General features: G+C 54.7%; 24 protein-coding genes and 1 CRISPR repeat array. Of the genes, 20 read left to right on the top strand and 4 right to left on the bottom strand.

All coding sequences use genetic code 11. From position 1 onward, the window contains the following. The first annotated feature begins 78 nt into the window (after positions 1–78). Positions 79–472: direct repeats of the CRISPR family, unit length 37 nt; unit sequence GTTGCACCCAGCCAAAAGGCTGGGTGAGGATTGAAAC. 79 nt (positions 473–551) lie between these two features. Next, positions 552–1,370 (bottom strand): late competence protein ComER, encoded by an 819-nt coding sequence (comER, locus tag ABS784_RS04150; RefSeq protein WP_068895605.1) that lies wholly within the window; start codon positions 1,368–1,370, stop codon positions 552–554. Positions 1,371–1,472: 102 nt separating this feature from the next. Between comER and ABS784_RS04155 the strand changes: the two genes are divergently transcribed. From ABS784_RS04155 to ABS784_RS04165, 3 genes are all read left to right on the top strand, one after another. Further along, complete coding sequence (locus ABS784_RS04155) at positions 1,473–2,096, top strand: helix-hairpin-helix domain-containing protein (protein WP_014196384.1); 624 nt, start codon at positions 1,473–1,475, stop codon at positions 2,094–2,096. A gap of 129 nt (positions 2,097–2,225) precedes the next feature. Continuing rightward, positions 2,226–2,696, top strand: coding sequence for a ComE operon protein 2 (locus ABS784_RS04160; protein ID WP_011231995.1), 471 nt, complete (start codon positions 2,226–2,228; stop codon positions 2,694–2,696). After that, complete coding sequence (locus tag ABS784_RS04165; protein ID WP_020278364.1) at positions 2,693–4,942, top strand: DNA internalization-related competence protein ComEC/Rec2; 2,250 nt, start codon at positions 2,693–2,695, stop codon at positions 4,940–4,942. The genes ABS784_RS04160 and ABS784_RS04165 overlap by 4 nt, the downstream gene beginning before the upstream one ends. A gap of 71 nt (positions 4,943–5,013) precedes the next feature. Here ABS784_RS04165 and ABS784_RS04170 read toward each other — a convergent pair whose 3' ends face one another. Next, a complete protein-coding gene (locus tag ABS784_RS04170) occupies positions 5,014–5,148 on the bottom strand; it encodes a YqzM family protein (protein WP_011231993.1) in 135 nt (44 codons plus the stop codon). A gap of 284 nt (positions 5,149–5,432) precedes the next feature. Between ABS784_RS04170 and holA the strand changes: the two genes are divergently transcribed. Beyond that, entirely contained in the window at positions 5,433–6,479 is a 1,047-nt protein-coding gene (gene holA / locus ABS784_RS04175; protein WP_011231992.1) for a DNA polymerase III subunit delta, read from the top strand. Between the two features lie 72 nt (positions 6,480–6,551). Here the strand turns inward: holA and rpsT are convergent, their stop codons facing one another. Then, the gene (gene rpsT, locus ABS784_RS04180) at positions 6,552–6,821 is read right to left on the bottom strand and encodes a 30S ribosomal protein S20 (protein ID WP_011231991.1); all 270 of its coding nucleotides are present in this window, start codon (positions 6,819–6,821) and stop codon (positions 6,552–6,554) included. Between the two features lie 183 nt (positions 6,822–7,004). Here rpsT and gpr point away from each other — a divergent pair, with 183 nt between their 5' ends. The 13 genes from gpr to deoC all read left to right on the top strand — a co-directional run bounded on the left by gpr (position 7,005) and on the right by deoC (position 22,005). Beyond that, complete coding sequence (gene gpr / locus ABS784_RS04185) at positions 7,005–8,123, top strand: GPR endopeptidase (protein WP_011231990.1); 1,119 nt, start codon at positions 7,005–7,007, stop codon at positions 8,121–8,123. A 74-nt stretch (positions 8,124–8,197) separates the two neighbouring features. Further along, positions 8,198–9,397 (top strand): stage II sporulation protein P, encoded by a 1,200-nt coding sequence (gene spoIIP, locus ABS784_RS04190; RefSeq protein ID WP_011231989.1) that lies wholly within the window; start codon positions 8,198–8,200, stop codon positions 9,395–9,397. 12 nt (positions 9,398–9,409) lie between these two features. After that, complete coding sequence (locus tag ABS784_RS04195) at positions 9,410–9,748, top strand: YqxA family protein (protein WP_011231988.1); 339 nt, start codon at positions 9,410–9,412, stop codon at positions 9,746–9,748. Between the two features lie 257 nt (positions 9,749–10,005). Further along, entirely contained in the window at positions 10,006–11,835 is a 1,830-nt protein-coding gene (gene lepA, locus ABS784_RS04200) for a translation elongation factor 4 (protein ID WP_011231987.1), read from the top strand. Positions 11,836–11,909: 74 nt separating this feature from the next. Beyond that, positions 11,910–13,049 carry a radical SAM family heme chaperone HemW gene (gene hemW, locus ABS784_RS04205; RefSeq protein ID WP_144329557.1) on the top strand — a complete coding sequence of 380 codons (1,140 nt, stop codon included), beginning with the start codon at positions 11,910–11,912 and terminating at the stop codon, positions 13,047–13,049. Between the two features lie 83 nt (positions 13,050–13,132). Continuing rightward, positions 13,133–14,167 carry a heat-inducible transcriptional repressor HrcA gene (hrcA, locus tag ABS784_RS04210; RefSeq protein ID WP_011231985.1) on the top strand — a complete coding sequence of 345 codons (1,035 nt, stop codon included), beginning with the start codon at positions 13,133–13,135 and terminating at the stop codon, positions 14,165–14,167. A gap of 98 nt (positions 14,168–14,265) precedes the next feature. Further along, positions 14,266–14,907: a nucleotide exchange factor GrpE gene (grpE, locus tag ABS784_RS04215; RefSeq protein WP_013524168.1), complete on the top strand. Its 642-nt coding sequence runs from the start codon at positions 14,266–14,268 to the stop codon at positions 14,905–14,907. A 23-nt stretch (positions 14,908–14,930) separates the two neighbouring features. Next, positions 14,931–16,754 carry a molecular chaperone DnaK gene (dnaK, locus tag ABS784_RS04220; RefSeq protein ID WP_013144701.1) on the top strand — a complete coding sequence of 608 codons (1,824 nt, stop codon included), beginning with the start codon at positions 14,931–14,933 and terminating at the stop codon, positions 16,752–16,754. 129 nt (positions 16,755–16,883) lie between these two features. After that, positions 16,884–18,032 carry a molecular chaperone DnaJ gene (dnaJ, locus tag ABS784_RS04225; protein WP_011231982.1) on the top strand — a complete coding sequence of 383 codons (1,149 nt, stop codon included), beginning with the start codon at positions 16,884–16,886 and terminating at the stop codon, positions 18,030–18,032. A 5-nt stretch (positions 18,033–18,037) separates the two neighbouring features. Further along, complete coding sequence (gene prmA / locus ABS784_RS04230; protein WP_023634649.1) at positions 18,038–18,976, top strand: 50S ribosomal protein L11 methyltransferase; 939 nt, start codon at positions 18,038–18,040, stop codon at positions 18,974–18,976. Positions 18,977–18,993: 17 nt separating this feature from the next. Continuing rightward, a complete protein-coding gene (locus ABS784_RS04235; RefSeq protein ID WP_081130546.1) occupies positions 18,994–19,770 on the top strand; it encodes a 16S rRNA (uracil(1498)-N(3))-methyltransferase in 777 nt (258 codons plus the stop codon). A 76-nt stretch (positions 19,771–19,846) separates the two neighbouring features. Beyond that, positions 19,847–21,196: a tRNA (N(6)-L-threonylcarbamoyladenosine(37)-C(2))-methylthiotransferase MtaB gene (gene mtaB, locus ABS784_RS04240; protein WP_011231979.1), complete on the top strand. Its 1,350-nt coding sequence runs from the start codon at positions 19,847–19,849 to the stop codon at positions 21,194–21,196. A gap of 137 nt (positions 21,197–21,333) precedes the next feature. Next, a complete protein-coding gene (gene deoC, locus ABS784_RS04245; RefSeq protein ID WP_047758083.1) occupies positions 21,334–22,005 on the top strand; it encodes a deoxyribose-phosphate aldolase in 672 nt (223 codons plus the stop codon). On the opposite strand, the gene ABS784_RS04250 is transcribed toward deoC, so the two are convergent. After that, positions 22,002–22,937 carry a Na/Pi symporter gene (locus ABS784_RS04250; RefSeq protein WP_023634651.1) on the bottom strand — a complete coding sequence of 312 codons (936 nt, stop codon included), beginning with the start codon at positions 22,935–22,937 and terminating at the stop codon, positions 22,002–22,004. The two genes, deoC and ABS784_RS04250, sit on opposite strands and share 4 nt — an antisense overlap. A gap of 184 nt (positions 22,938–23,121) precedes the next feature. Between ABS784_RS04250 and rpsU the strand changes: the two genes are divergently transcribed. From rpsU to yqfC, 3 genes are all read left to right on the top strand, one after another. After that, on the top strand, positions 23,122–23,295 hold the full coding sequence (gene rpsU, locus ABS784_RS04255) for a 30S ribosomal protein S21 (protein ID WP_008879912.1): 174 nt from the start codon (positions 23,122–23,124) through the stop codon (positions 23,293–23,295). A 29-nt stretch (positions 23,296–23,324) separates the two neighbouring features. Next, positions 23,325–23,771, top strand: coding sequence for a GatB/YqeY domain-containing protein (locus ABS784_RS04260; RefSeq protein WP_011231976.1), 447 nt, complete (start codon positions 23,325–23,327; stop codon positions 23,769–23,771). A gap of 101 nt (positions 23,772–23,872) precedes the next feature. After that, positions 23,873–24,157, top strand: coding sequence for a sporulation protein YqfC (gene yqfC, locus ABS784_RS04265; protein ID WP_013144709.1), 285 nt, complete (start codon positions 23,873–23,875; stop codon positions 24,155–24,157). The last annotated feature ends 12 nt before the right edge of the window (positions 24,158–24,169 follow it).

Here is a 24,169-nt window from a genome sequence, read left to right on the forward strand (position 1 = left end):
AAAAATTTTGCACATTATTTCAGAATCCATCTGAAATAATTTGAAAAAGTGATTCTGAAATAATGTGCTAATTTACAAGTTGCACCCAGCCAAAAGGCTGGGTGAGGATTGAAACAATAAAAGATCGTATAATTGAAAATGCAAAGAAAGTTGCACCCAGCCAAAAGGCTGGGTGAGGATTGAAACTTGTTGCAATCTTTGAACTTTTTCAGCTTGATCAAGTTGCACCCAGCCAAAAGGCTGGGTGAGGATTGAAACCCGATGCTTTTTCCGACTTCCACGAGTATGCTCATGTTGCACCCAGCCAAAAGGCTGGGTGAGGATTGAAACATGGGCATCCATTTGATCGGGAGGAATTCGCAAAGTTGCACCCAGCCAAAAGGCTGGGTGAGGATTGAAACGGTGGAAGCATGGAACAAGGTGTTGGGCAAGCAGGTTGCACCCAGCCAAAAGGCTGGGTGAGGATTGAAACGTTAGCCCCTAGCTGAAGATCCAGGGGTAACTTTTTTGCCAAACAAAGCAGGAATTTACCGTTCCGCGTCGAATTAAACTTATGAAAACTGTTGCTTCACCTTCTCCACATCTTCTTTAAACTTCTCATGTGTTTTCGCCAGCACTTCTTCAAAGACGCCGTTCATTCGTTGTTCCAGCACAGCGATTCCTTCCCCGGTAATGCCGCCTTTGACGCATACTTTTTCCTGCAACGTTGGCAATGTGTACAGATTCCGCTTGAGCAGTTCCCCAAGGCCGATGATCATATCGGTCGCCAGCATCGTCGCCTGTTCCTTCGTGATGGCGGTTTTGGCCGCTGCGGCGTCGATGAAGCGCTGAAGCAAATAGCTGAAAAACGCTGGACCGCAGCTTGAGATGTCGGAAGCGACGCGGGTGATGGCCTCGTCGATGTACACCGGCGAGGCGATGCGCCGGAGAAGATCATCGATCGTTTGCCGGCAGGCGGCTGAGCAGCGCGAGCCGAAGGTGACAAGGATGCTGCCGGAGAGCGCCCGGTTTGCAATGCTCGGAATGGCGCGCACGATTTGGCAAGGGACGGCTGCTTCAAGCTGTTCGACGCTGATCGGGCTTGTGATCGATACGAGGTAGTGTTCGTTTGTCCAGTGCGGGGCCAGTTGCTGCAATAATGGGTGGATGTCGAGCGGTTTGACGCATAAAAAGACGAGGCTGGATTGTTTGATGACTTCAGCCGCATCGGCAACCACTGCAATGCCGGGATGCGCGCGTTGTATCGCGAACGCTTTCGCAAGCGTACGGTTCGTTATGACGAGCTGATCCGCTTTCACGGCGCCGGAGTCGAGGAACGCTTCGATTAAGATGGTGCCCATATTCCCCGTGCCGATAACGCCGATGTTCATGCATTGTCCCCCCTCCCGGTTTTGGTTCACCGGAACTCTCTTTTTCGATATGTATGAGAAAAAGGCTCGGTTTATGACTGGAGATGGAAAGGATGGGATCGTATGTGGGAGCATGTGCAGGAGCTTGGAAAACGTTATGGGAAAGCGGGGGTGCTCTTGTTGTTTGCCGCGGCGGCGGGGTTATGGGTGTTTCGTCATCCGACGGATGAAAAGGAGCAAGTCGTCTTGCCGGCGGCGGCTGAAACGGATGCCGCCCGGCCGGAAGAAAAAAAGGACGAGGCGCCCAAAACCGCTGTGGTGGATGTGAAAGGGGCGGTCGCGAAGCCAGGAGTGTACGAAGTGGCGGCGGACGCCCGCGTTCGCGATGTTATCGCCCTAGCCGGCGGATTGACGGACGAGGCGGATGAAACGAAAATCAATCTGGCGGCAAAAGTGCGCGATGAGATGATGATTTACGTGCCGGCAAAAGACGAGGCCGCACCAGCGTCAGATGCCGTCGGCAAGTCTCCAAGCGATGGAGCTCGGGACGGGCCGCAAGTGGCGGTCAATACGGCGACGGAAGAGGAGTTGATGCAGCTTCCCGGCATCGGACCGGCGAAGGCAAAAGCGATCATCGCCTATCGCGAAGAACACGGGCCGTTCCAGCGGGTGGAAGATTTGTTGAATGTAACCGGAATTGGCGAAAAAACGCTGGAGAAATTGAAACCGTATTTGCTTGTGCCGTAAACGAGGCGGGGGAGCGCAATGCTTCTCGTTTATGGGCGGATCAGGGCTGCTGCGGACGTTTTTCGGCGTTGACGGGGGCAGGCGGCGGCGGGTAGACTAAAAGTATGGAAACGAGCGGAGGGACGTAGAATGGAACGCATCACATGGGATCAATACTTTATGGCGCAAAGCCATCTGTTGGCGCTGCGCAGCACGTGCACAAGGCTGGCGGTCGGGGCGACGATTGTGCGCGATAAGCGCATCATCGCCGGCGGGTACAACGGCTCGATCGCCGGGGGCGCCCATTGCACCGATGAAGGGTGCTACGTTATTGACGGCCATTGTGTACGGACGATCCATGCGGAAATGAATGCCATTTTGCAATGCGCCAAGTTCGGCGTCCCGACCGAGGGGGCCGAGATGTATGTCACCCATTTTCCGTGCTTGCATTGTTGCAAGGCGATCATTCAAAGCGGCATTCGCGCTGTCTATTACGCCCAAGACTACAAAAACCACCCGTACGCCTTGGAGCTGTTTGCTCAAGCTGGCGTCCGGCTTGTGCAAGTGCCGCTGAAAACGGATGTGTTCGCCTTGCTTTCCGGCGGCGGAGGGGGAGCATGAAAGGACAAGCCGTCTATCCCGCCGCGGCGGCGCTCTTTGCCGTGGCGGCGGCCTCGCCGTCCAAAACCACATGTCTTCTCCTTATCATTTATCTCCTTCTTCTTTTCATCCGCCGGCCGCACTGTTTCCTTCCTGCTCTCGTTGCAGCTCTCTTCTTTTTTGTCTATTTTCTCATCGTTGACCATCATAACAAAACTTCCCTTTCCGGCGGCCGTCATTCGCTTTCCGTTCGTTTTTCCGCCGCGCCGGCGATCGACGGCGATCGATTGCAGGCGGCGGTGCAAGCTGGCAAGGAGCGGGTGCAGCTTCGTTACATTATTCGGACGGCTGCGGAAAAAGAAGCGCTGCGTGCGCGTCTTATGCCCGGGGTCGTGTGCCGGCTGAGCGGAATGCTCGAGCGCCCTATGCCAGCCAGCAATCCGTATGCATTTGATTACCGCCGTTATTTGCGCCGCCATCGCATCCATTGGCTCTTTCTCCCTGAGGCGATCGATCTTTCCGCTTGCGTGCGTGTCCGTCCCACCATCATCGAACGGCTTGAGGCGATTCGCGAGGCTGGCGTCCGCCGCATTGAAGCCCGGTTTCCGCCGGAAGCGGCCGGCATCGCCGCTGCGCTCATTTATGGCGAACGCCGCTCGTTGGACGAGGAAGTGATTAGCGGTTACCAGCAGCTCGGGATCATCCATTTGTTGGCCATTTCCGGCGGCCATGTCACCCTGCTTGTCGGCGCTGCGTTGGCCGCTGCCATTCGGTTTGTGACGCGCGAAGCGGCCGTGCTTGCTTTGCTCGTTTTCTTGCCTATGTATGCGGTGCTCGCCGGCGCTTCGCCGTCGGTGCTGCGCGCCTGTGCGACCGGGATGATTGTATTGGCCGTCCAGTGGAAAAAAGGAATGATCCATCCGCTGGATGCGTTGAGTTGGACAGCGCTTGCCCTGCTCGTCTTTGACCCATATATGGTTTGGGATGTCGGTTTTCAACTATCATTTCTTGTCACGTTTGCCCTTCTCGCCCATGTGTCGGTGCTCGCCTCTGCTCGTTCGATGCTCCAAAACTTGTTTCAGACCGCGCTCGCCGCTCAGCTTGCCGCGCTGCCGATTTTGCTTTACCATTTTTATGAAATTTCTGTTTGGAGCATAGGGCTGAATGTCTTCTTCGTCCCTTGGTATTCATTTGTCATTTTGCCCATTGCTTTTCTATCCGCAGTTTTTTCCTTTTCTCCGCTCATTTGGCTGTTTAGCCGCCTCATTGAGCTGACGGACGCGGTTGTCCGTTTTTTCTCGGTCGATTACTCGTTTATGCTTGTGCTCGGGCGTCCGGGGCCGTGGTGCTTAGCTGGCTATCTGACGGCCATCGCGGCGGCGTTTTTGGATTGGGAACGCGGCCGCCTGCTCCGCGGATTGACAGCGGTGGCGGCGGCGACGGCGCTTCAGCTGGCCGCCCCGTATGTGGATCCGAAAGGGGAAGTGACGGTATTGGATGTTGGGCAAGGGGACTGTATTTATATTGAGCTTCCTTATCGAAAAGCAGTCTATCTCATTGATACCAGCGGGACGCCGGAATGGGCGCGCGAACCGTGGCGCAAGCGGTCGCGGCCGTTTGCCGTCGGCCGCGACGTTGTCGTGCCGTTTTTAAAAGCCCAAGGGGTGAGGACGCTTGATCAACTGATTTTGACGCACGATGACGCCGACCATATCGGGGCTGCTCCCGAGGTGATGGGAGCCGTGCGCGTCAAGAAGATTGTCACAAGCCCAGGAGCGCTGCCGGCCGTCAAGGCGATGGCGCGCCCGTTTTCCGTGCCGGTGGCCGCCAGCGTGCGGGGGGATCGGTGGAAGGTGGGGGATGCCGCGTTTTCCGTATTGCACCCGGAGGCGGGAAACAATGAGGATAATAACGGCTCGCTTGTATTGCTTGCCCGCCTCGGCCGCTTGACATGGCTGTTTGCTGCGGATATCGAGGAAGAGGCGGAACAGGCGCTCATCCGCGCTTATCCAGAGCTGCGCGCCGATGTATTGAAAGTCGCCCACCACGGCAGCAAAACGTCGACAACAGAGCTGTTTTTGCGGACGGTCAAGCCGCGAGCGGCCATCATTTCCGTCGGCCGCTACAATCGCTACGGGCATCCGTCCCCCGAGGTGCTTATGCGGCTTCGGCAACAACGGGCGATCATTTGGCGGACGGATGAAAACGGGGCCATTCGCTATGTGTATGACGAAAACGGTGGAACCTTTCAGGTGATGAAACCATAAGATGTAGTGCACAAAAAAGCGGAACGTTTCAGCAGAAACAAAAAAATAAGGATTGCTTATGTAAGCAATCCTTATCGACCGAAAAATTCGATCAACGTTGCGATGATGAACATGGTAGCGAAAAAGCCGAACGACACGATGAATCCGACGGCGGAATCGACGGCGTCATTTCGTTGGCTTTGCACTTCCTTTTCAAATACGTTCATCGTTTTCCCCCTCCTCGTTCAATCATTTTTAGTATAGACGAAAACGCGTGAAAAATCTACCGCCGCTCGCTTCTTTTCCTTCCTTGACAACAGTTGACACAAATACTTTCAAACAGCCGGGAAAACATAAAAATAACCCGCTGGCCAATAAGGTCCTAGGACTTATAGGCTGGCGTTTATATAAAGGGGAACCGGTTTTTTCGGCAGCCGGTTCCCTTGTAAAATGACGAAAAACGGTGTATCTTTTCTAGCAGAGACGTTTGCTAGGGAATGGAGACGGGAACATGCTGGAACGCGTATGGGGAAACATTGAAAAACGGCGTTTTTCTCTTCTTTATTTATTATACGGCAATGAGCCGTTTTTATTAACGGAAACGTATGAGCGATTGGTGAACGCAGCGCTTGGCCCCGAGGAGCGCGAGTGGAACTTGGCTGTGTACGACTGCGAGGAAACGCCGGTCGAGGCGGCGCTTGAGGAGGCCGAGACGGTGCCGTTTTTCGGCGAGCGGCGTGTCATCCTCATCAAGCATCCATATTTTTTTACGTCTGAAAAAGAGAAGGAGATCGAACATGATTTGGCGAAGCTGGAGGCGTACTTGAAGGCGCCGTCGCCGTTTTCGATCGTCGTCTTTTTCGCGCCGTACGAGAAGCTTGATGAGCGAAAAAAAATTACGAAGCTCGCCAAAGAGCAAAGCGAAGTCGTCATCGCCGCCCCGCTCGCCGAAGCGGAGCTGCGCGCCTGGGTGCGGCGCCGCATCGAGAGCCAAGGGGCGCAAGCAAGCGACGAGGCGATTGATGTCCTGTTGCGGCGGGCCGGGACGCAGCTTTCCGCCTTGGCGAATGAAATCGATAAATTGGCCCTGTTTGCCGGATCGGGCGGAACCATCGAGGCGGCGGCGGTTGAACGGCTTGTCGCCCGCACGCCGGAAGAAAACGTATTTGTGCTTGTCGAGCAAGTGGCGAAGCGCGACATTCCAGCGGCGTTGCAGACGTTTTATGATCTGCTTGAAAACAATGAAGAGCCGATCAAAATTTTGGCGCTGCTCGCCGCCCATTTCCGCTTGCTTTCGCAAGTGAAATGGCTTGCCTCCTTAGGCTACGGGCAGGCGCAAATTGCTGCGGCGCTCAAGGTGCACCCGTTCCGCGTCAAGCTCGCTCTTGCTCAAGCGGCCCGCTTCGCTGACGGAGAGCTTGCTGAGGCGATCAACGAGCTCGCTGACGCCGATTACGAGGTGAAAAGCGGAGCGGTCGATCGCCGGTTGGCCGTTGAGCTGCTTCTGATGCGGTGGGGCACCCGCCCGGCGCAAGCGGGGCGTCACGGCCGGCGGTGAAGCGATCGCCCGGCCGTTTGCCGTGAACATAAAGAAAAACAAAAAAACGACCTGGCGCCAGGTCGTTTTTGATTAGGAAGCTTGGATGCTGTTCAATTTTTTCGCTAAGCGCGATTTTTGCCGGCTGGCGGCGTTTTTATGGATAAGGCCTTTGCTTGCAGCTTTGTCTAATTTTTTCGACGCAATAATGAATGCCTCGCGCGCTTTTTCCACGTCTTTCAATTCAACAAGCGCTTCAAATTTTTTGATCGCCGTACGCATGGCCGATTTCATCGAGGCGTTGTGAGCCCGGCGCTTTTCGCTCGTTTTCGCGCGTTTGATCGCTGATTTGATGTTAGCCACGTTCGTTCACCTCCGTTACCATTCCTACTTTCTGTTGTGAACAACAGGAAGAACAAGTGTTATTCTATCAAACGTGTTTGGATTATGCAAGAGTGTTCAAGCGAAAATCCTTTACGAAACATGAATGACCGGGCCTGATTGCGGCGACAATAAAAGAAAACGGCAGAAATGGGGAGGAACGACATGGAACAGCCGCTCGATTTACGCCAGTACTCGGTGCGCACGGATTTAGCGATCGAAGCGCATGAGATCGCACTCGAGGAGCGCTTGCAGCAAAAACAAGAAAGCGCCGCGCCGATTGAGGGGGTCATCATTCATGACGAGGAGATCAACGGCGTCAAGCTGTCGCATGTGCATGTCACGGAACAAGGAGCGGCCTCGATCGGCAAAAAGCCGGGCCACTACGTGACGATTGAAGCGCAAGGCATCCGCGAACAAAACACCGAGCTGCAGCAAAACGTGCAGCGCATTTTTTCCGAGCAGCTCAGCGCCTTTTTCAAGCGGCTCCGCATTCCCGATCAAGCGAGCTGCTTGATCGTTGGGCTCGGCAACCAAAACGTCACCCCGGACGCGCTCGGGCCGCTCACGGTGGAAAACGTGCTTGTCACCCGTCATTTGTTCCAGCTGCAGCCGGAAAGCGTCGAGGAAGGCTTCCGGCCGGTGAGCGCCCTTGCTCCGGGGGTGATGGGGACGACCGGGATTGAAACGAGCGACATTATCGACGGCGTCGTCCGGAAAACAAAGCCGGATTTTGTCATTGTGATTGACGCCTTGGCTGCCCGCTCGATCGAACGAGTCAACGCGACGATTCAAATTTCTGACACCGGCATCCATCCTGGCTCCGGGGTCGGCAACAAGCGGAAAGAGTTAAGCTATGAAACGCTTGGCATTCCGGTCATTTCGATCGGCGTTCCGACGGTTGTCGATGCGGTCTCCATCACGAGCGACACGATCGATTTCATTTTGAAGCACTTCGGCCGCGAAATGCGCGAAGGGAAACGGCCGTCAAGCGCGCTCGCTCCGGCGGGCTGGACGTTTGGGCGCAAACGAAAATTGACGGAACAAGACATGCCGTCGCCGCAAGAACGGTCGACGTTTCTTGGCATGGTCGGCACGCTTGGCGATGAAGAAAAGCGGCGCCTCATCTATGAAGTGCTCGCCCCGCTCGGGCATAATTTGATGGTGACCCCAAAAGAGATCGATTCGTTTATCGGCGATATGGCCAACTTATTAGCCGGCGGCTTGAATGCGGCGCTGCATCGGCAAGTCGACCAAGGCAATGTCGGCTCCTACACCCATTAGACAAAAAACAGTTCTATCTTTTCCCGCTTGGCCATACGTTAAACTGAGGAGACAAGCCGGGAAAGGGTGGGAATATGAAACGATGGCGCTCCCCAAACGTCATGATCGCGATTCCAGGAGCCAGCATAAAGAAACTGTTGATGCTCATCATCCTTGGCTGCATGATGATGTTTATGCTTGTCGGAGCGCTCACATCGCTGCGGCCGGAATACCGTCCGTCGTCATCATCGCTGAACGATATGGCGGCCCATTTTCCGGAAGAGACGTTCATTCGTCTGTTCGCCTTGGAAAATCGATATTTTGCGCAGCTGCTGCCGAAAGATCGGCGGCAGACGAATTACTCATCGCTATTGTTCCGCCTGGCGACGAGCATCAATCCCGATGACCCGCGCAGCCTGCTTGGCAGCGAGCTGCCGGGCTTTGCCCTTTATGACAGCAAAATTCTCATCGCTGGTGAAGGAACGGATTATACGAACATGCCATACGAATCAGCGCCGCCGCTTGAGGCGATGCTTGCGGAACGGCAAGCCTCGGTCGATGAACTCGAACAAGCAAACAAGAACGAAGATGAAAAACCGGTTCCCCCGCCATCGCAGACGACCGGAGGGAAAAAAGTGGTCTACATTTACAATACCCATACGCATGAGTCGTTTTTGCCGGCGCTCAAAGGGGTCACTGACCCGGATTTGGCGTTTCACCCGACGGTCAACATCACAAAAGTGGGGGAAAAGTTAGCGGAAGAACTGGAAAAGCGCGGCATCGGGGCTGAAGTGAGCAAAATCGACATTGTCAGCGAATTGTTAAAGAAAGGGATGAAATACTCCCAATCGTATGATATGTCCCGCCAAACAGTGGTCGCAGCAATGAAGCAAAATCGTGACTTGCACTACTTCATCGATATCCATCGCGATTCGCGGCGGCGGAAATATACGACGGCTACGATCAACGGCGTTGATTATGCGCGTGTCGCATTCATTATTGGCGGAGAAAACGCGACATACGAGAAAAACTTGCAGCTGGCTACCGCGTTGCATCAGTTGCTGCAAAAGAAATATCCAGGGTTGAGCCGCGGGGTGATCGAGAAAAAAGGAGCCGGGACGAACGGCAAGTTTAATCAAGATTTATCGGAAAACGCGATTTTAATTGAAGTCGGCGGTGTTGACAATACGTTTACTGAGTTGTTTCGTTCCGTGTCGGCGTTGGCCGATGTGTTCAGCGACTATTATTGGCAGGCGGAAAAAGTCGAAGCGCCGGCTCCGGCGGAGAAAAAGTAAAGGAGCGTCACTATGGCACGATGGTTCATCCGCTTTACTCTAGCGATCTTTCTTCTTTTTTTCGGCGTGTTGTTTGGCATGCAAGAGGCGCATCGCGGCATGGAACGGATGCGCGGTTATGCCGATCCGTCGTTTCCATCCGTCATCGATATGAAAAAAAGGGAAAATGGTGAGGTGGAAGCGGCGGTGTTTGGCCGGCCGGTCGTTGCTGGAGATTTAGGAGAAAAGCAAGAAACGATTCGCGAGCTGAAAACGTTCAACTTGTTCTCTAGGCTCGGCCAACTTTTTGCCGATGCCGTCACCGCGCTCATGGAAATGCTGTTTTCGCTCGTCGGCCGGGTGTTGGACTAGCCCGTTCATGTGCGGACGAAACAGGAACGTGCCGTCACAATGGCGGCTTTTTCTTTTGGACGCCGTCCGCCGGCTGGAGCACAAAGTGCTGCGCTTTCCATATTGTCGATTGTTTTCTTGGCGCGGCTCTGGCCGTTTCGCGTCTTTCCGGAAAGCCCGAACGGCGGCTTGGCTTTTCGTTCATCATTGAATCTTCTTCGCGCTGTTGCTATAATCAAAGCTAGTGTAGTTTTGCGAAGAAGCAGGAGTGAGAGACGATGAACCGGGAAGAACGGTTGAAACGGCAGGAACGGATCCGCAATTTTTCGATTATTGCTCACATTGACCACGGAAAATCGACGCTGGCGGACCGCATTTTGGAAAAGACGGGGGCGCTGTCGGAGCGTGAATTGCGCGAGCAGACGCTCGATACGATGGAGCTTGAGCGCGAGCGCGGCATCACGATTAAATTGAATGCGGTTCAGTTGACATATAAAGCGAAAAATGGCGAAGAGTATATTTTCCATTTGATCGACACGCCGGGCCACGTCGACTTTACGTACGAAGTGTCGCGCAGCTTGGCCGCTTGCGAAGGGGCGATTTTGGTCGTCGATGCGGCGCAAGGCATTGAAGCGCAGACGCTCGCCAACGTGTATTTGGCGATCGACAACAATTTAGAAATTTTGCCGGTCATTAACAAAATCGATTTGCCAAGCGCTGAACCGGAGCGGGTGCGTCAAGAAATTGAGGATGTCATCGGTTTGGACGCCTCTGACGCGGTGCTTGCTTCGGCCAAAGTCGGCATCGGCATCGAAGAAATTTTGGAAAAAATCGTCGAAAAAATTCCGGCTCCCTCGGGTGATCCGGATGCGCCGTTGAAGGCGCTCATTTTTGATTCCCTTTATGACCCGTACCGCGGCGTCGTCGCCTATGTCCGCGTCGTCGACGGAACGGTGAAGCCAGGGCAGCGCATTAAAATGATGTCGACCGGCAAAGAGTTTGAAGTGACGGAAGTCGGCGTGTTCACGCCGAAGCAAAAAGTCGTCGACGAATTGACGGTCGGTGATGTCGGCTATTTGACCGCCTCGATTAAAAACGTGAAAGATACGCGCGTCGGCGATACGATCACCGATGCCGAACGGCCGGCAGCTGAACCGCTCCCGGGCTATCGGAAGCTCAATCCGATGGTGTTTTGCGGGATGTATCCGATCGATACGGCGCGCTACAACGATTTGCGCGAGGCGCTCGAGAAGCTGCAATTGAACGATGCGGCGCTCCACTTTGAGCCGGAAACGTCGCAGGCGCTTGGGTTCGGCTTCCGCTGTGGATTTCTCGGCTTGCTTCATATGGAAATCATCCAAGAGCGGCTCGAGCGCGAATTTCATATCGATTTGATCACGACCGCGCCGAGCGTCGTTTACAAGGTGCATTTGACCGACGGAACGGAAGTTGACGTCGACAACCCGACGAACATGCCCGACCCGCAAAAAATCGACCGCATTGAAGAGCCGTATGTGAAAGCGACGATCATGGTGCCAAACGACTATGTCGGTCCGGTGATGGAGCTGTGTCAAGGAAAGCGCGGCACGTTTGTCGATATGCAATATTTGGATGAAAAGCGCGTCATGCTCATTTACGATATTCCGCTCTCCGAGATCGTCTACGACTTTTTCGACGCTTTAAAGTCGAACACAAAAGGGTACGCGTCATTCGACTACGAATTGATCGGCTACCGGCCGTCCAATCTCGTCAAGATGGATATTTTGCTAAACGGCGAAAAAATCGATGCCTTATCGTTTATCGTTCACCGCGACTCTGCGTACGAGCGCGGCAAAGCGATCGTTGAAAAGCTGAAAGATTTGATTCCACGCCAGCAATTTGAAGTGCCGGTGCAGGCGGCGATCGGCAACAAGGTCATCGCCCGTTCGACAATCAAAGCGTTGCGCAAAAACGTGCTCGCAAAATGTTACGGCGGCGACGTGTCGCGGAAGCGGAAGCTGCTTGAGAAGCAAAAAGAAGGAAAGAAGCGGATGAAACAAATCGGGTCGGTCGAAGTGCCGCAAGAAGCGTTTATGGCCGTCTTGAAAATCGACGACCAGAAAAAATAACGAGCAAGGCTGTCTCCGTTGGGGATAGCCTTGTTTGTTTCCTGCGGCGCCGCCGGCTGAAAGGAGGAGGACCGATGGCCGTTTCAGCGTATTTTCATATTCCATTTTGCGCCCATATTTGCCATTATTGCGATTTTAACAAAGTATTCGCCGCCGGCCAGCCGATTGACGACTATTTGCGGGCGATGGACAAAGAAATGGTGTGGACGGCGGCGGAATTTGGCAGCCAACTCAAGACGCTGTTTATCGGCGGCGGCACGCCGACGGTGCTTGAGCCGGCGCAGCTCGGCTGTTTGCTTGCGAGCATCCACCGCCATTTTCAGTTTGACCCGCAAACGGCCGAATTTACCGTCGAAGCCAACCCGGACGGCTTGACGAAAGAAAAGCTCGCTATTTTGCGCGATGCCGGAGTGAATCGGCTGAGCCTGGGGGTGCAGACATTTGACGATCAGCTTCTGCAAACGATCGGCCGCACGCACCGGCGAGGCGACGTCATACGGGCTGTAGCGTTGGCCAGAGAAGTCGGGTTTCAGAACATCAGCATTGATGTAATGTACGGTTTGCCGGGGCAGACGCTTGAGCAGTTTACGGCCGATTTAGAAGCGGCGTTTTCGCTTCATGTGCCGCATCTTTCTGCTTATTCCCTCATTTTGGAGCCAAGGACGATTTTTTATAACGAATGGCGGAAAGGGCGGCTCCGTCTACCGGGCGAAGAGATGGAAGCCGAGATGTACGAAGCGGCGATGGAGCAGATGGCTGCCGCTGGCTATCGGCAATACGAAATCAGCAACTATGCTTTGCCGGGATTTGAAAGCCGGCACAACTTGACGTACTGGAACAATGAGGAGTACTACGGCATCGGCGCTGGGGCGCACAGCTATATCGACGGGGTGCGGCGGGCGAATATCGGTCCCATCCGGCATTACATCAGCGCGATCGAACGCGGCCAATGGCCGCACCGCGACGTGCGCCGCTTGACCACTCGCGAGCAGATGGAAGAGGAAATGTTTTTAGGGCTGCGCAAAACGGAAGGGGTGTCCAAAGCCTGCTTTCGGCAAAAGTTCGGCCGCGACCTCCACGACATATTTGGCGCGGCGATCCGCCGGGAAATCGAAAACGGACGCCTCGAGGAAACGGAGACTCACATCCGCTTGACCAAACGGGGCAAGCTGCTCGGCAATGAAGTGTTTGCCGCGTTCCTCGGCGAAATGTAAACATTGACATTTGCCGGGCGATTTGCTACCCTAGTAGTAGATTTAGCACTCGAATTGTTCGAGTGCTAACAGAGGTGAGACACGTGCTAACGGACCGCCAACTGCTGATTTTGCAGGTGATTATCGACGATTTCATTCGTTCTGGGCAGCCGGTCGGTTCGCGGACGTTATCGAAAAAGCATCAAATCGCGTTCAGCTCGGCGACGATCCGCAATGAGATGGCGGATTTGGAGGAGCTCGGCTATATTGAAAAAACGCACATTTCTTCCGGCCGTGTGCCGTCGGAAAAAGGGTACCGCTACTACGTCGACCATTTGCTGCCGCCGCAGCGGCTGACAAGGGCGGACATTCAAAAAATCCGCTCCGTGTTTGCCGAGCGCATCTATGAGCTGGAAAAACTGATGCAAAAGTCGGCGCAAATTTTATCCGAGCTGACGAACTATACATCCATCGCGCTCGGGCCGACGTTTAAAGAAAGCAAACTGAAGCAGATGCAAATCGTTCCGCTCAACGAACAGACAGCCGTCGCCATCGTCGTGACGGACACAGGCCATGTTGAAAACCGGGTCGTGACGATTCCGTCATCGATGGACGCAGGCGACCTCGAAAAAATGGTCAACATTTTCAACGAGCGGTTGAACGGCGTTCCGCTCATTGATTTGAAAGAAAAAATGGAGACGGAAGTGGCCGACGTATTGCGCCGGCACATCCGCAACTACGACAGCGTGCTCAATACGCTCATTGAGACGCTCGATGCCCCTGAAGAAGAAAAAGTGTTTTTCGCCGGCAAGGCGAATATGCTCAACCAGCCGGAGTTCAGCGACATCCAAAAAGTGCGCCCGCTCCTGGACATCATTGAGCAGGAAAAAGACATTTATCGCCTGCTCCGCAAGCAAACCCAAAAAGGAGTGCGGGTTTCGATCGGGCATGAAAACGAACTGCGCGGCATGGAAAACTGCAGCTTGATTACAGCGACGTATTCGGTCGGCGATGAGCCGCTCGGGGCGATCGCGATTCTTGGTCCAACGCGCATGGAATACTCGCGCGTCATCACTGTCTTAAACCGTGTCGCTTCCGATTTGTCGGCCGCGCTCGCGAAATGGTATCAAAGTCAATAAGAATGGCCATATTGGATAACGGATGGATCGCGCATCCATCCTTTCCTTGTGGCCATTGATACATAAAAGGGAAGAGCCCCGGCAGGGAGGTGAAAGCGATGGAGCAAGGAGAAAAACAAGTGATGGAACAAGCTACATACGATGAGCCGGAGCGGGAGCAACCGATCGAGGAAGAAGCCGCCCCGCAGCCCGAGGGGGAATCAGGCGGCGTTCCGCTTGAAGAGGCCGGTGGGGAGGAAGCGGCGGAGCCGGCGGAAAAAGCGCCAACGGCCGAGGAGTTGGCGGCGGCCAAGGCGCAGATCGCCGAATTGGAAGCGAAGCTTTCAGAGATGGAACACCGGTATCTCCGCCTGTACGCCGATTTTGAAAACTTCCGCCGCCGGACGCGCCAGGAGATGGAAGCGGCTGAAAAATACCGCGCCCAAAGCTTGGCGAGCGATTTGCTTCCAGTGCTTGACAACTTTGAACGCGCGTTGAAAATAGAGACGGACAACGAACAGGCGAAATCGATTTTGCAAGGGATGGAAATGGTGTACCGGTCGCTTGTTGACGCCTTGAAGAAAGAAGGCGTCGAGGCGATCGAGGCGGTCGGAAAGCCGTTTGACCCTTATTTGCACCAAGCCGTCATGCAGGCGGAAGCGGAAGGCTATGAGCCGAACACGGTTGTTGAGGAGCTGCAAAAAGGTTATAAGCTGAAAGACCGCGTGCTGCGGCCCGCCATGGTCAAAGTAAGCCAATAAACGGAAACGGAGGGTGATCAGTGATGAGCAAAATTATCGGCATCGACTTAGGAACGACGAACTCTTGCGTCGCCGTGTTAGAAGGCGGCGAAGTGAAAGTCATTCCGAATCCGGAAGGAAACCGCACGACCCCGTCGGTCGTCGCGTTTAAAAACGGCGAACGCCTAGTCGGCGAAGTCGCCAAACGGCAAGCGATCACGAACCCGAACACGATCATCTCGATCAAGCGCCATATGGGGACGGATTACAAAGTCGAAATCGAAGGGAAGCAATATACGCCGCAAGAAATTTCGGCGATCATTTTGCAATACTTGAAGTCGTACGCCGAAGACTATTTGGGCGAGCCGGTGACGCGTGCGGTCATCACGGTGCCGGCGTATTTCAACGACGCCCAGCGCCAAGCGACGAAAGATGCCGGCCGCATCGCCGGCCTCGAAGTCGAGCGCATCATCAACGAGCCGACGGCCGCGGCGCTTGCTTACGGCCTTGATAAAGAAGAAGACCAAACGATTCTCGTCTATGACTTAGGCGGCGGGACGTTTGACGTCTCGATTTTGGAGCTTGGCGACGGCGTGTTTGAAGTGAAGGCGACGGCCGGCGACAACCATTTGGGAGGCGACGACTTCGACCAAGTGATCATCGATTATTTGGTCAATCAGTTCAAGCAAGAGCACGGCATCGATTTGTCGAAAGACAAAATGGCGCTCCAACGCTTGAAAGATGCCGCGGAAAAAGCGAAAAAAGAGCTGTCCGGCGTCACGCAGACACAAATTTCGCTTCCGTTTATCAGCGCCAATGAAAACGGTCCGCTCCATTTGGAAATGACGTTGACAAGAGCGAAATTTGAAGAGTTGTCCGCCCACCTCGTCGAGCGGACGATGGGGCCGGTCCGCCAGGCGCTTCAAGACGCCGGCTTGACGCCAGCCGATATTGATAAAGTCATTTTGGTCGGCGGTTCGACGCGCATTCCAGCTGTCCAAGAAGCGATCAAGCGCGAGCTTGGCAAAGAGCCGCACAAAGGCGTCAACCCGGACGAAGTCGTTGCCATCGGTGCGGCGATCCAGGGCGGGGTGATCGCTGGCGAAGTGAAAGATGTCGTCCTGCTTGACGTGACCCCGCTTTCGCTTGGCATTGAAACGATGGGCGGCGTATTTACGAAACTGATCGAACGGAACACGACGATCCCGACAAGCAAATCGCAAGTGTTCACAACGGCGGCTGACAATCAAACGACGGTCGACATTCACGTTTTGCAAGGAGAGCGCCCGATGGCGGCGGACAACAAATCGCTCGGCCGCTTTCAGCTGACCGGCATTCCGCCGGCGCCGCGCGGCGTGCCGCAAATTGAAGTGACGTTTGATATTGACGCCAACGGCATCGTTCACGTGCGCGCCAAAGATTTAGGAACGAACAAAGAGCAGTCGATTACGATCAAATCGTCGTCCGGCCTGTCGGAAGAAGAAATTCAGCGCATGATTAAAGAAGCGGAAGAAAACGCCGAAGCCGACCGGAAGCGGAAAGAAGCCGCCGAGTTGCGCAACGAAGCCGACCAGCTCATTTTCATGACCGACAAAACGATCAAAGAAGTCGAAGGAAAAGTGAGCGCCGATGAGATCAAGAAGGCGCAGGATGCGAAAGAGGCGTTGAAAGCGGCGCTCGAGAAAAACGACATCGACGACATCCGCAAGAAAAAAGACGCGCTGCAAGAAGCGGTGCAGCAGCTGTCGATCAAGCTGTATGAACAAGCGGCGAAACAGGCGCAAAGTGCAGGATCGCAAGGCGGCGCTGCCAATCATAAAGACAACGTGGTGGACGCCGAGTTTGAAGAAGTGAACGACGATAAATAATGCAACCGAAAGTCAAAGTCAGGCCTGCCTTGGCTTTGACTTTTTTTCTAGCATTGACATATTGCCTTGCCGCAGAGGGAAATGATAAAATTAAATTTATGTGAGTGAATCGGGAGTGGATGATCAACGATGGCGAAGCGCGATTATTACGAGATTCTCGGCGTCAGCAAAAACGCGACGAAAGACGAGATCAAAAAAGCGTATCGAAAGCTTTCGAAGCAGTATCATCCAGATGTGAACAAAGCCCCGGACGCCGCGGAGAAGTTTAAGGAAATTAAAGAGGCGTACGAAGTGTTAAGCGATGATGAAAAGCGGGCCCGCTACGACCGCTTTGGCCATGCCGACCCGAACGAAACGTTTGGCGGCGGCGGATTCCAAGGCGGAGGGTTTGATTTCGGCGGCTTTAGCGGCTTTGGCGGTTTTGAAGATATTTTTGAAACGTTTTTCGGCGCCGGTCCGCGCAGGCGGGCGAGCGGTCCGCGCAAAGGCGCGGATGTCGAGTATATGATGACGCTTACGTTTGAAGAAGCGGCGTTCGGAAAAGAAACGGAAATTGAAATTCCGCGGGAAGAGACGTGCGACACGTGCCAGGGCAGCGGAGCGAAACCGGGCACAAGCCCGACGTCTTGTCCGCATTGCCACGGCAGCGGGCAAGTGACAAGCGAACAAGCGACGCCATTTGGCCGCATCGTCAACCGCCGGACATGCCCCGTCTGCGGTGGCACGGGCCGGTACATTCCGGAGAAATGCCCAACGTGCGGCGGCACGGGACGCGTCAAACGGCGGAAAAAAATTCACGTCAAAATTCCAGCCGGCGTCGACGACGGCCAGCAGCTGCGCGTCGCCGGCCAAGGGGAGCCAGGGGTCAATGGCGGGCCCCCGGGCGATTTGTACATCATCTTCCGAGTCGAACCACATGAGTTTTTCAAACGCGACGGCGACGATATTTATTGCGAAGTGCCGTTGTCGTTCGCCCAGGCCGCGCTCGGCGATGAGATCGAAGTGCCGACGCTCCATGGCCATGTGAAGCTGAAAATCCCGGCCGGCACGCAAACGGGCACGCGCTTCCGCTTGAAGGGAAAAGGGGTGCCGAACGTACGGGGCTACGGCCAAGGCGATCAGCACGTCATTGTCCGCGTTGTGACGCCGACGAAGCTGACCGAAAAGCAAAAGCAGCTGCTGCGCGAGTTTGAACGGCTCGGCGGAGACACGATGCACGACGGGCCGCACGGCCGTTTTTTTGAGAAAGTCAAAAAGGCGTTTAAAGGAGAAGCGTAAGCGCGATGAAATGGTCAGAAATCAGCATTCATACGACGCATGAGGCGGTCGAGGCGATTTCGAACATTTTGCATGAAGCGGGCGCCGGCGGCGTCGTCATCGAAGACCCATACGATTTGGTCAAAGAACGGGACGACTGGTACGGCGAGATCGTCGAGCTCAACCCGGACGACTATCCGGAAGAAGGGGTGATCATTAAGGCATATTTGCCGGTCAACAGTTTTCTTGGCGAAACGGTCGAACAAATTAAGCAGGCGATTAACAATTTATGGCTGTATGATATCGACCTTGGCAAAAATAAAATTACATTGAGCGAAGTAAACGAAGAGGAATGGGCAACGGCGTGGAAAAAGCATTATCACCCGGTGAAAGTGTCCGAAAAGTTTACGATCGTGCCGACGTGGGAAACGTACGAGCCGGCGTCTAGTGATGAGCTGATCATCGAAATGGATCCGGGCATGGCGTTTGGGACTGGCACGCACCCGACAACGGTCATGTGTCTGCAGGCGCTCGAAAAGTATGTGCGCCCCGGCGATCATGTCATTGACGTCGGCACCGGCTCCGGCATTTTAAGCATCGCCGCAGCGATGCTTGGCGCTCGGTCGGTGCGGGCGCTCGATTTGGACCCGGTGGCGGTCGACAGCGCGCGGCTGAACGTGAAGCTCAATAAGGTGCAGCATGTCGTAACGGTCTCACAAAACAATTTGCTCGACCATATCGAGGAACCGGCTGATGTGATCGTCGCCAATATTTTAGCGGAAATCATTTTGCGCTTTACTGGTGACGCCTACCGGTTGTTAAAGCCAGGCGGCCGCTTCATCACGTCTGGCATCATTCAGGCGAAAAAGCAGGACGTCAAAGACGGGTTGCTTGCCGCCGGCTTTGCCATTGAGGAAATCAACGTGATGGAAGACTGGGTGGCGGTTGTCGCCCTGAAACCGTAAGCAAAGAAGGGATGGCTGTGCAGCGCTATTTCGTTTCCGGCCAGGCGCAACAAGGCGGGATCGTCGCGATCAGCGGCGATGATGCCTATCATATCGCCCGCGTCATGCGCATGAATCCGGGGGACGGGATCATTTGCGTCTTTCCAGACGGGCGCACGGCGGTGTGTGAAATTGAACAAATTGCCAATGAGCATGTGCAAGCTCGTATTGTACAATGGAAAGAGGAGCGAAGCGAGCTGCCGGTGCGCATCTACATCGCCCAAGGGCTGCCGAAAGGCGAAAAGTGGGAGCTCGTCATCCAAAAAGGAACAGAGCTCGGCGCCGCCGGCTTTCTTCCGTTCGAAGCCGCCCGGTCGGTCGTGAAATGGGACGCGAAAAAGGCGGAGAAAAAAGTCGAGCGATGGAAAAAAATCGCGAAAGAAGCGGCTGAGCAGGCTGAACGAACGGTGGTGCCGGACGTGCGGGCGCCGCTTTCGTTTGTCGAGCTCCTCTCCTTTGGCCAAACGGTCGATGTTCGGCTGTTTGCCTACGAAAAAGAGGCGCGAAACGCCCGGCATGCCGCGCTTCCGGCGCTTCTTTCCCGCCTCCGTCCGGGCGGCGCGTTGCTGGCTGTTTTCGGGCCAGAAGGCGGGTTCAGTCCGGAAGAAGCAGAACAGCTTCGGCAGCACGGCTTTTCGCCGTGCAGCCTTGGGCCGCGCATTTTGCGGACCGAAACAGCTCCGCTCTATTTGCTTTCCGCCGCCTCTTATGAATGGGAGCTGCGCGCGCCGAACGGCGAAGCGGAGCGCGCTTAGTGAGCAACATTGGCTGTTTCTTATAAAAGTTCGGTCCCGCTGATCCCTAAGCGGGGGGCAGAGTGAGGTGAACAAGATGCCGACAGTGGCTTTTCATACACTAGGCTGCAAAGTCAATCATTACGAAACCGAAGCGATTTGGCAGCTGTTTAAAAAAGCCGGCTACGAGCGAAAAGAGTTTGAAAGCCGTGCGGATGTGTATGTGATCAACACGTGCACGGTGACGAACACCGGCGATAAAAAGAGCCGTCAAGTCATCCGTCGTGCGGTGCGCCGCAATCCGGACGCCGTCGTCTGCGTGACCGGTTGCTATGCGCAAACATCGCCGGCTGAGGTCATGGCCATTCCGGGCGTTGATATTGTCATCGGCACGCAAGACCGGCATAAAATTTTGGATTACATCGAGCAATTCCAGCGCGAGCGCCAGCCGATCAACGCTGTTCACAACATTATGAAAACGCGCGTTTTTGAGGAGATGGATGTGCCGGAATTCACTGATCGGACGCGGGCGTCGCTTAAGATCCAAGAAGGGTGCAACAACTTCTGCACGTTTTGCATCATCCCGTGGGCGCGCGGCTTAATGCGCTCGCGCGATCCGCAGGAAATCATTCGCCAGGCGCGCCAGCTCGTCGCCGCCGGCTATAAAGAAATCGTTCTGACCGGCATTCATACAGGCGGCTATGGCACCGATCTGAAAGACTATAACTTTGCGTCCTTGTTGCGCGATTTGGACGAGCAAGTGCCGGGGCTGAAGCGGCTCCGCATTTCGTCGATTGAGGCGAGCCAAATCACCGATGAAGTGATTGATGTGCTGAAGCGGTCGGAGAAAATCGTCCGCCATTTGCACATTCCGCTCCAGTCTGGGTCGAATACGGTGCTCAAGCGGATGCGCCGCAAATATACGGTGGAATTTTACGCGGAGCGGCTCGCCCGGCTGCGCGAAGTGTTTCCAGAGCTGGCGGTGACTTCTGACGTCATCGTCGGCTTCCCAGGCGAGACGGAAGACGAATTTATGGAGACGTACAACTTTATTCGTGAACAACGGTTTTCCGAACTGCATGTCTTTCCTTATTCGAAGCGGACCGGCACGCCGGCGGCGCGCATGCCGAACCAAATCGATGAAGAAACGAAGCATGACCGCGTCCGCCGCTTGATCGCTCTGTCCGACCAATTGGCGAAAGAGTACGCCTCCCGGTTTGAAGGGCAAGTGCTCGAAGTCATTCCGGAAGAGCGCGACAAAGAGCGGCCGGATTTGTACGTCGGCTATACAGACAACTATTTGAAAGTCCGCTTCCCGGCAACCGAGGAAATGGTCGGTGAACTTGTCAAAGTGAAGATTACGAAAGCCGGCTATCCGTACAATGAAGGAGAGTTCGTCCGCGTTGTGCCGGATGAAATGGCCCGTTCGGTCAAATGGAGCTCATAACCCAGCCTAGTTGCTGGGTTTTTTCTGTCTTTTTCCGGAGACAATACGGATGGCTAGTTTTTGTCGAGGGAGCATGGTATGATGGTAGACGTCAGACTTTCCATCTTGACGGAAATGGCAGAAAGGGGTTTCTCCGAATGACGATGAATATCGCGAAAATGATCGATCATACGCTGCTCAAACCGGAAGCGACAGAACAACAAATCGTGCAACTGTGCACGGAAGCAAAGCAATACGGCTTTGCTGCCGTGTGCGTCAACCCAACGTGGGTGAAAACGGCGGCGCGCGAGCTTTCCGGCACGGATGTCCGCGTCTGCACGGTCATCGGCTTTCCACTTGGGGCAACGACGCCGGAAACAAAGGCGTTTGAAACAACGAACGCCATCGAAAACGGCGCTCGCGAAGTCGACATGGTGATCAACATCGGCGCGTTAAAAAGCGGGCAAGACGAGCTTGTCGAGCGCGACATTCGTGCGGTTGTCGAAGCGGCGGCTGGCAGGGCGCTTGTCAAAGTGATCGTTGAAACGGCGCTTTTGACCGATGAGGAAAAAGTGCGCGCCTGCCAGCTCGCAGTGAAAGCCGGCGCTGATTATGTGAAAACGTCGACCGGGTTTTCCGGCGGAGGTGCGACGGTGGAGGATGTGGCGCTGATGCGGAAAACGGTCGGCGACAGAGCAGGCGTCAAAGCATCAGGCGGCGTCCGTGACTGGAAAACCGCTGAGGCGATGATCAACGCCGGCGCGACGCGCATCGGCACAAGCTCTGGGGTGGCGATCGTCACCGGCGGGACGGGCCGCGCTGACTACTAAGCCCGGTTTCGGTCATGCAAAAACAGAATGACCTTTTCGATGGCGCCGACAAATGGAAGAGCAGCCACTGAGCAAATGACGTTGAACAAGACGCTCACATGAGCGAGCTGCACATCAGGCGCTGGGCTGAGCCTGGCGGCAAAACTGGCGAGCGGCTCGGTCCAAAAGGCGAACAAAGCGGCGCCGACGACGTTCAGCCATAGATGGGTGTAGGCGGTCAGCTGGGCCTCTTTGCTGGAGCCGATCGAAGCCAAAAGCCCGGTGATGCACGTACCGATGTTGGCGCCAAGCAACAGAGCAATCGCCGCGGACAGCGTCAACAGCTGTTCGTTTAAAAATCCCATGGCGATGCCGATCGTTGCCGCGCTCGAATGAACGAGAGCGGTGAGGACGATGCCGACAAGAAGGCCGACAGCGACGGATCGGTTCGTTTCTTTAAGCCATGCATCAACGAACGGATAGGCGGCAAGCGGTTTAGCGAGGCTGCCAAAGCCGTCCATGGCAAACAGCACAGCGGCGAGGCCGACAGTGGTCATGCCGATGCCGAGAACAAGGCGATGGCGGCCGAAAAAAACAAGCAGCGCGCCGCTGACAAGAAGTGGGATGGCGCCATCGCCGATATCAAGCGTCATCAGCTCGGTCGTGACCGTCGAGCCGATGTTGCTGCCTAAAATGATGCCGATCGATTGGCGGAACGACAAGTAGCCGGCGGCGACAAGGCCGACCGTCATCACCATCACCGCTGAGCTGCTTTGCAGGAGAGCGGTCGTCGCCAAACCGGCGGCAAATCCTTGCAGCGGCGTGGCGGTAAAGCGCATGAGCCACCGTTTTAACCGATGGCCGGACAACGTGTAAAGCCCAGCTTTCATCATAAACATGCCAAGAAGAAACAAAGCGGTGTAAATGGCAAACAGCATCAGAAACGACCCCATGGGCGACTCCCCTTTCACCCTATATGTATGGGCCTTGTCCGCGGGTGATGACCGTTTTTTCAGCGCGGGGAAGAGGCGGCCAGCAGGCCGCCGCTGCTTTTTTTTATTGACCTTTTCTGTCAGCATGTATTATAATTGACAAGTACAATATGCAATGGTTGTTGTTCGGAGGGAGGGAAGCAGGATGTCCAAAACGATCGTTCGCAAAAATGAGTCGATCGACGACGCTCTTCGTCGCTTCAAGCGTGCCGTTTCGAAAACGGGCACTTTGCAAGAAGTGAGAAAGCGCGAATTTTATGAAAAGCCAAGCGTCAGACGGAAGAAAAAATCTGAGGCGGCTAGAAAGCGCAAGCACTAAGAGCATGCATTAAAGAGGGTGTATAATCGGTGAGTCTTCTCGATCGTTTGAATGACGATATGAAGCAGGCGATGAAAAACAAGGAGAAAGAAAAACTGTCTGTTCTCCGGATGCTGAAAGCGGCGCTGCAAAACGAAGCGATCAAGCTCGGCAAAAGCCCGCTCTCGGAAGACGAAGAGCTGACGGTTCTTTCTCGCGAACTGAAACAGCGTAAAGACTCCCTCCAAGAATTTGAAAACGCTGGCCGTTCAGATCTTGTCGAAAAAGTGAAAACCGAAATTGAAATTGTTCAATCGTATATGCCAACGCCGCTGACAGAGGACGAGCTGCGCGAATTGATCGAGCAGACGATCAAGGAAGTCGGCGCCTCTTCGAAAGCGGATATGGGAAAAGTGATGGGCGCGATCATGCCGAAAGTGAAAGGAAGAGCGGATGGTTCGCTCGTCAACAAACTTGTCCAACAACAGCTGTCATAAATGCAATGGGCCTTGCCGGCAGGCAGGCCCGTTGTTTTTGAAAAGCGGTGCTAGAACCCCCTTTTGTCTCATACATATGAGATGAAAGGGGGTTCTTTTTGATGGTGAAAAAATGGCGCCAGCAGATGAAGCGGTGGATGGCGGAAAAGCTTGAACTTCCCGCCGACATTATGATGGATCTGCCCCGCATTACGATGGTTGGGCACATACATATTTACATTGAAAACCACCGCGGGCTGCTCGCGTTCAGCGATAAAGAGCTCCGCCTTTTGCTGCGGAACGGACAGCTCGTTGTCCGCGGCGAACAGTTTGTGATTAAAACGATTTTGCCGGAAGAAATTTTGTTGGAAGGAAAAATCAGCCAAGTCGTTTATATAGATGAATAGCGAGGAGGAACG

This window comes from Geobacillus sp. G4 (assembly GCF_040327975.1).
Classification (GTDB): domain Bacteria; phylum Bacillota; class Bacilli; order Bacillales; family Anoxybacillaceae; genus Geobacillus; species Geobacillus thermoleovorans.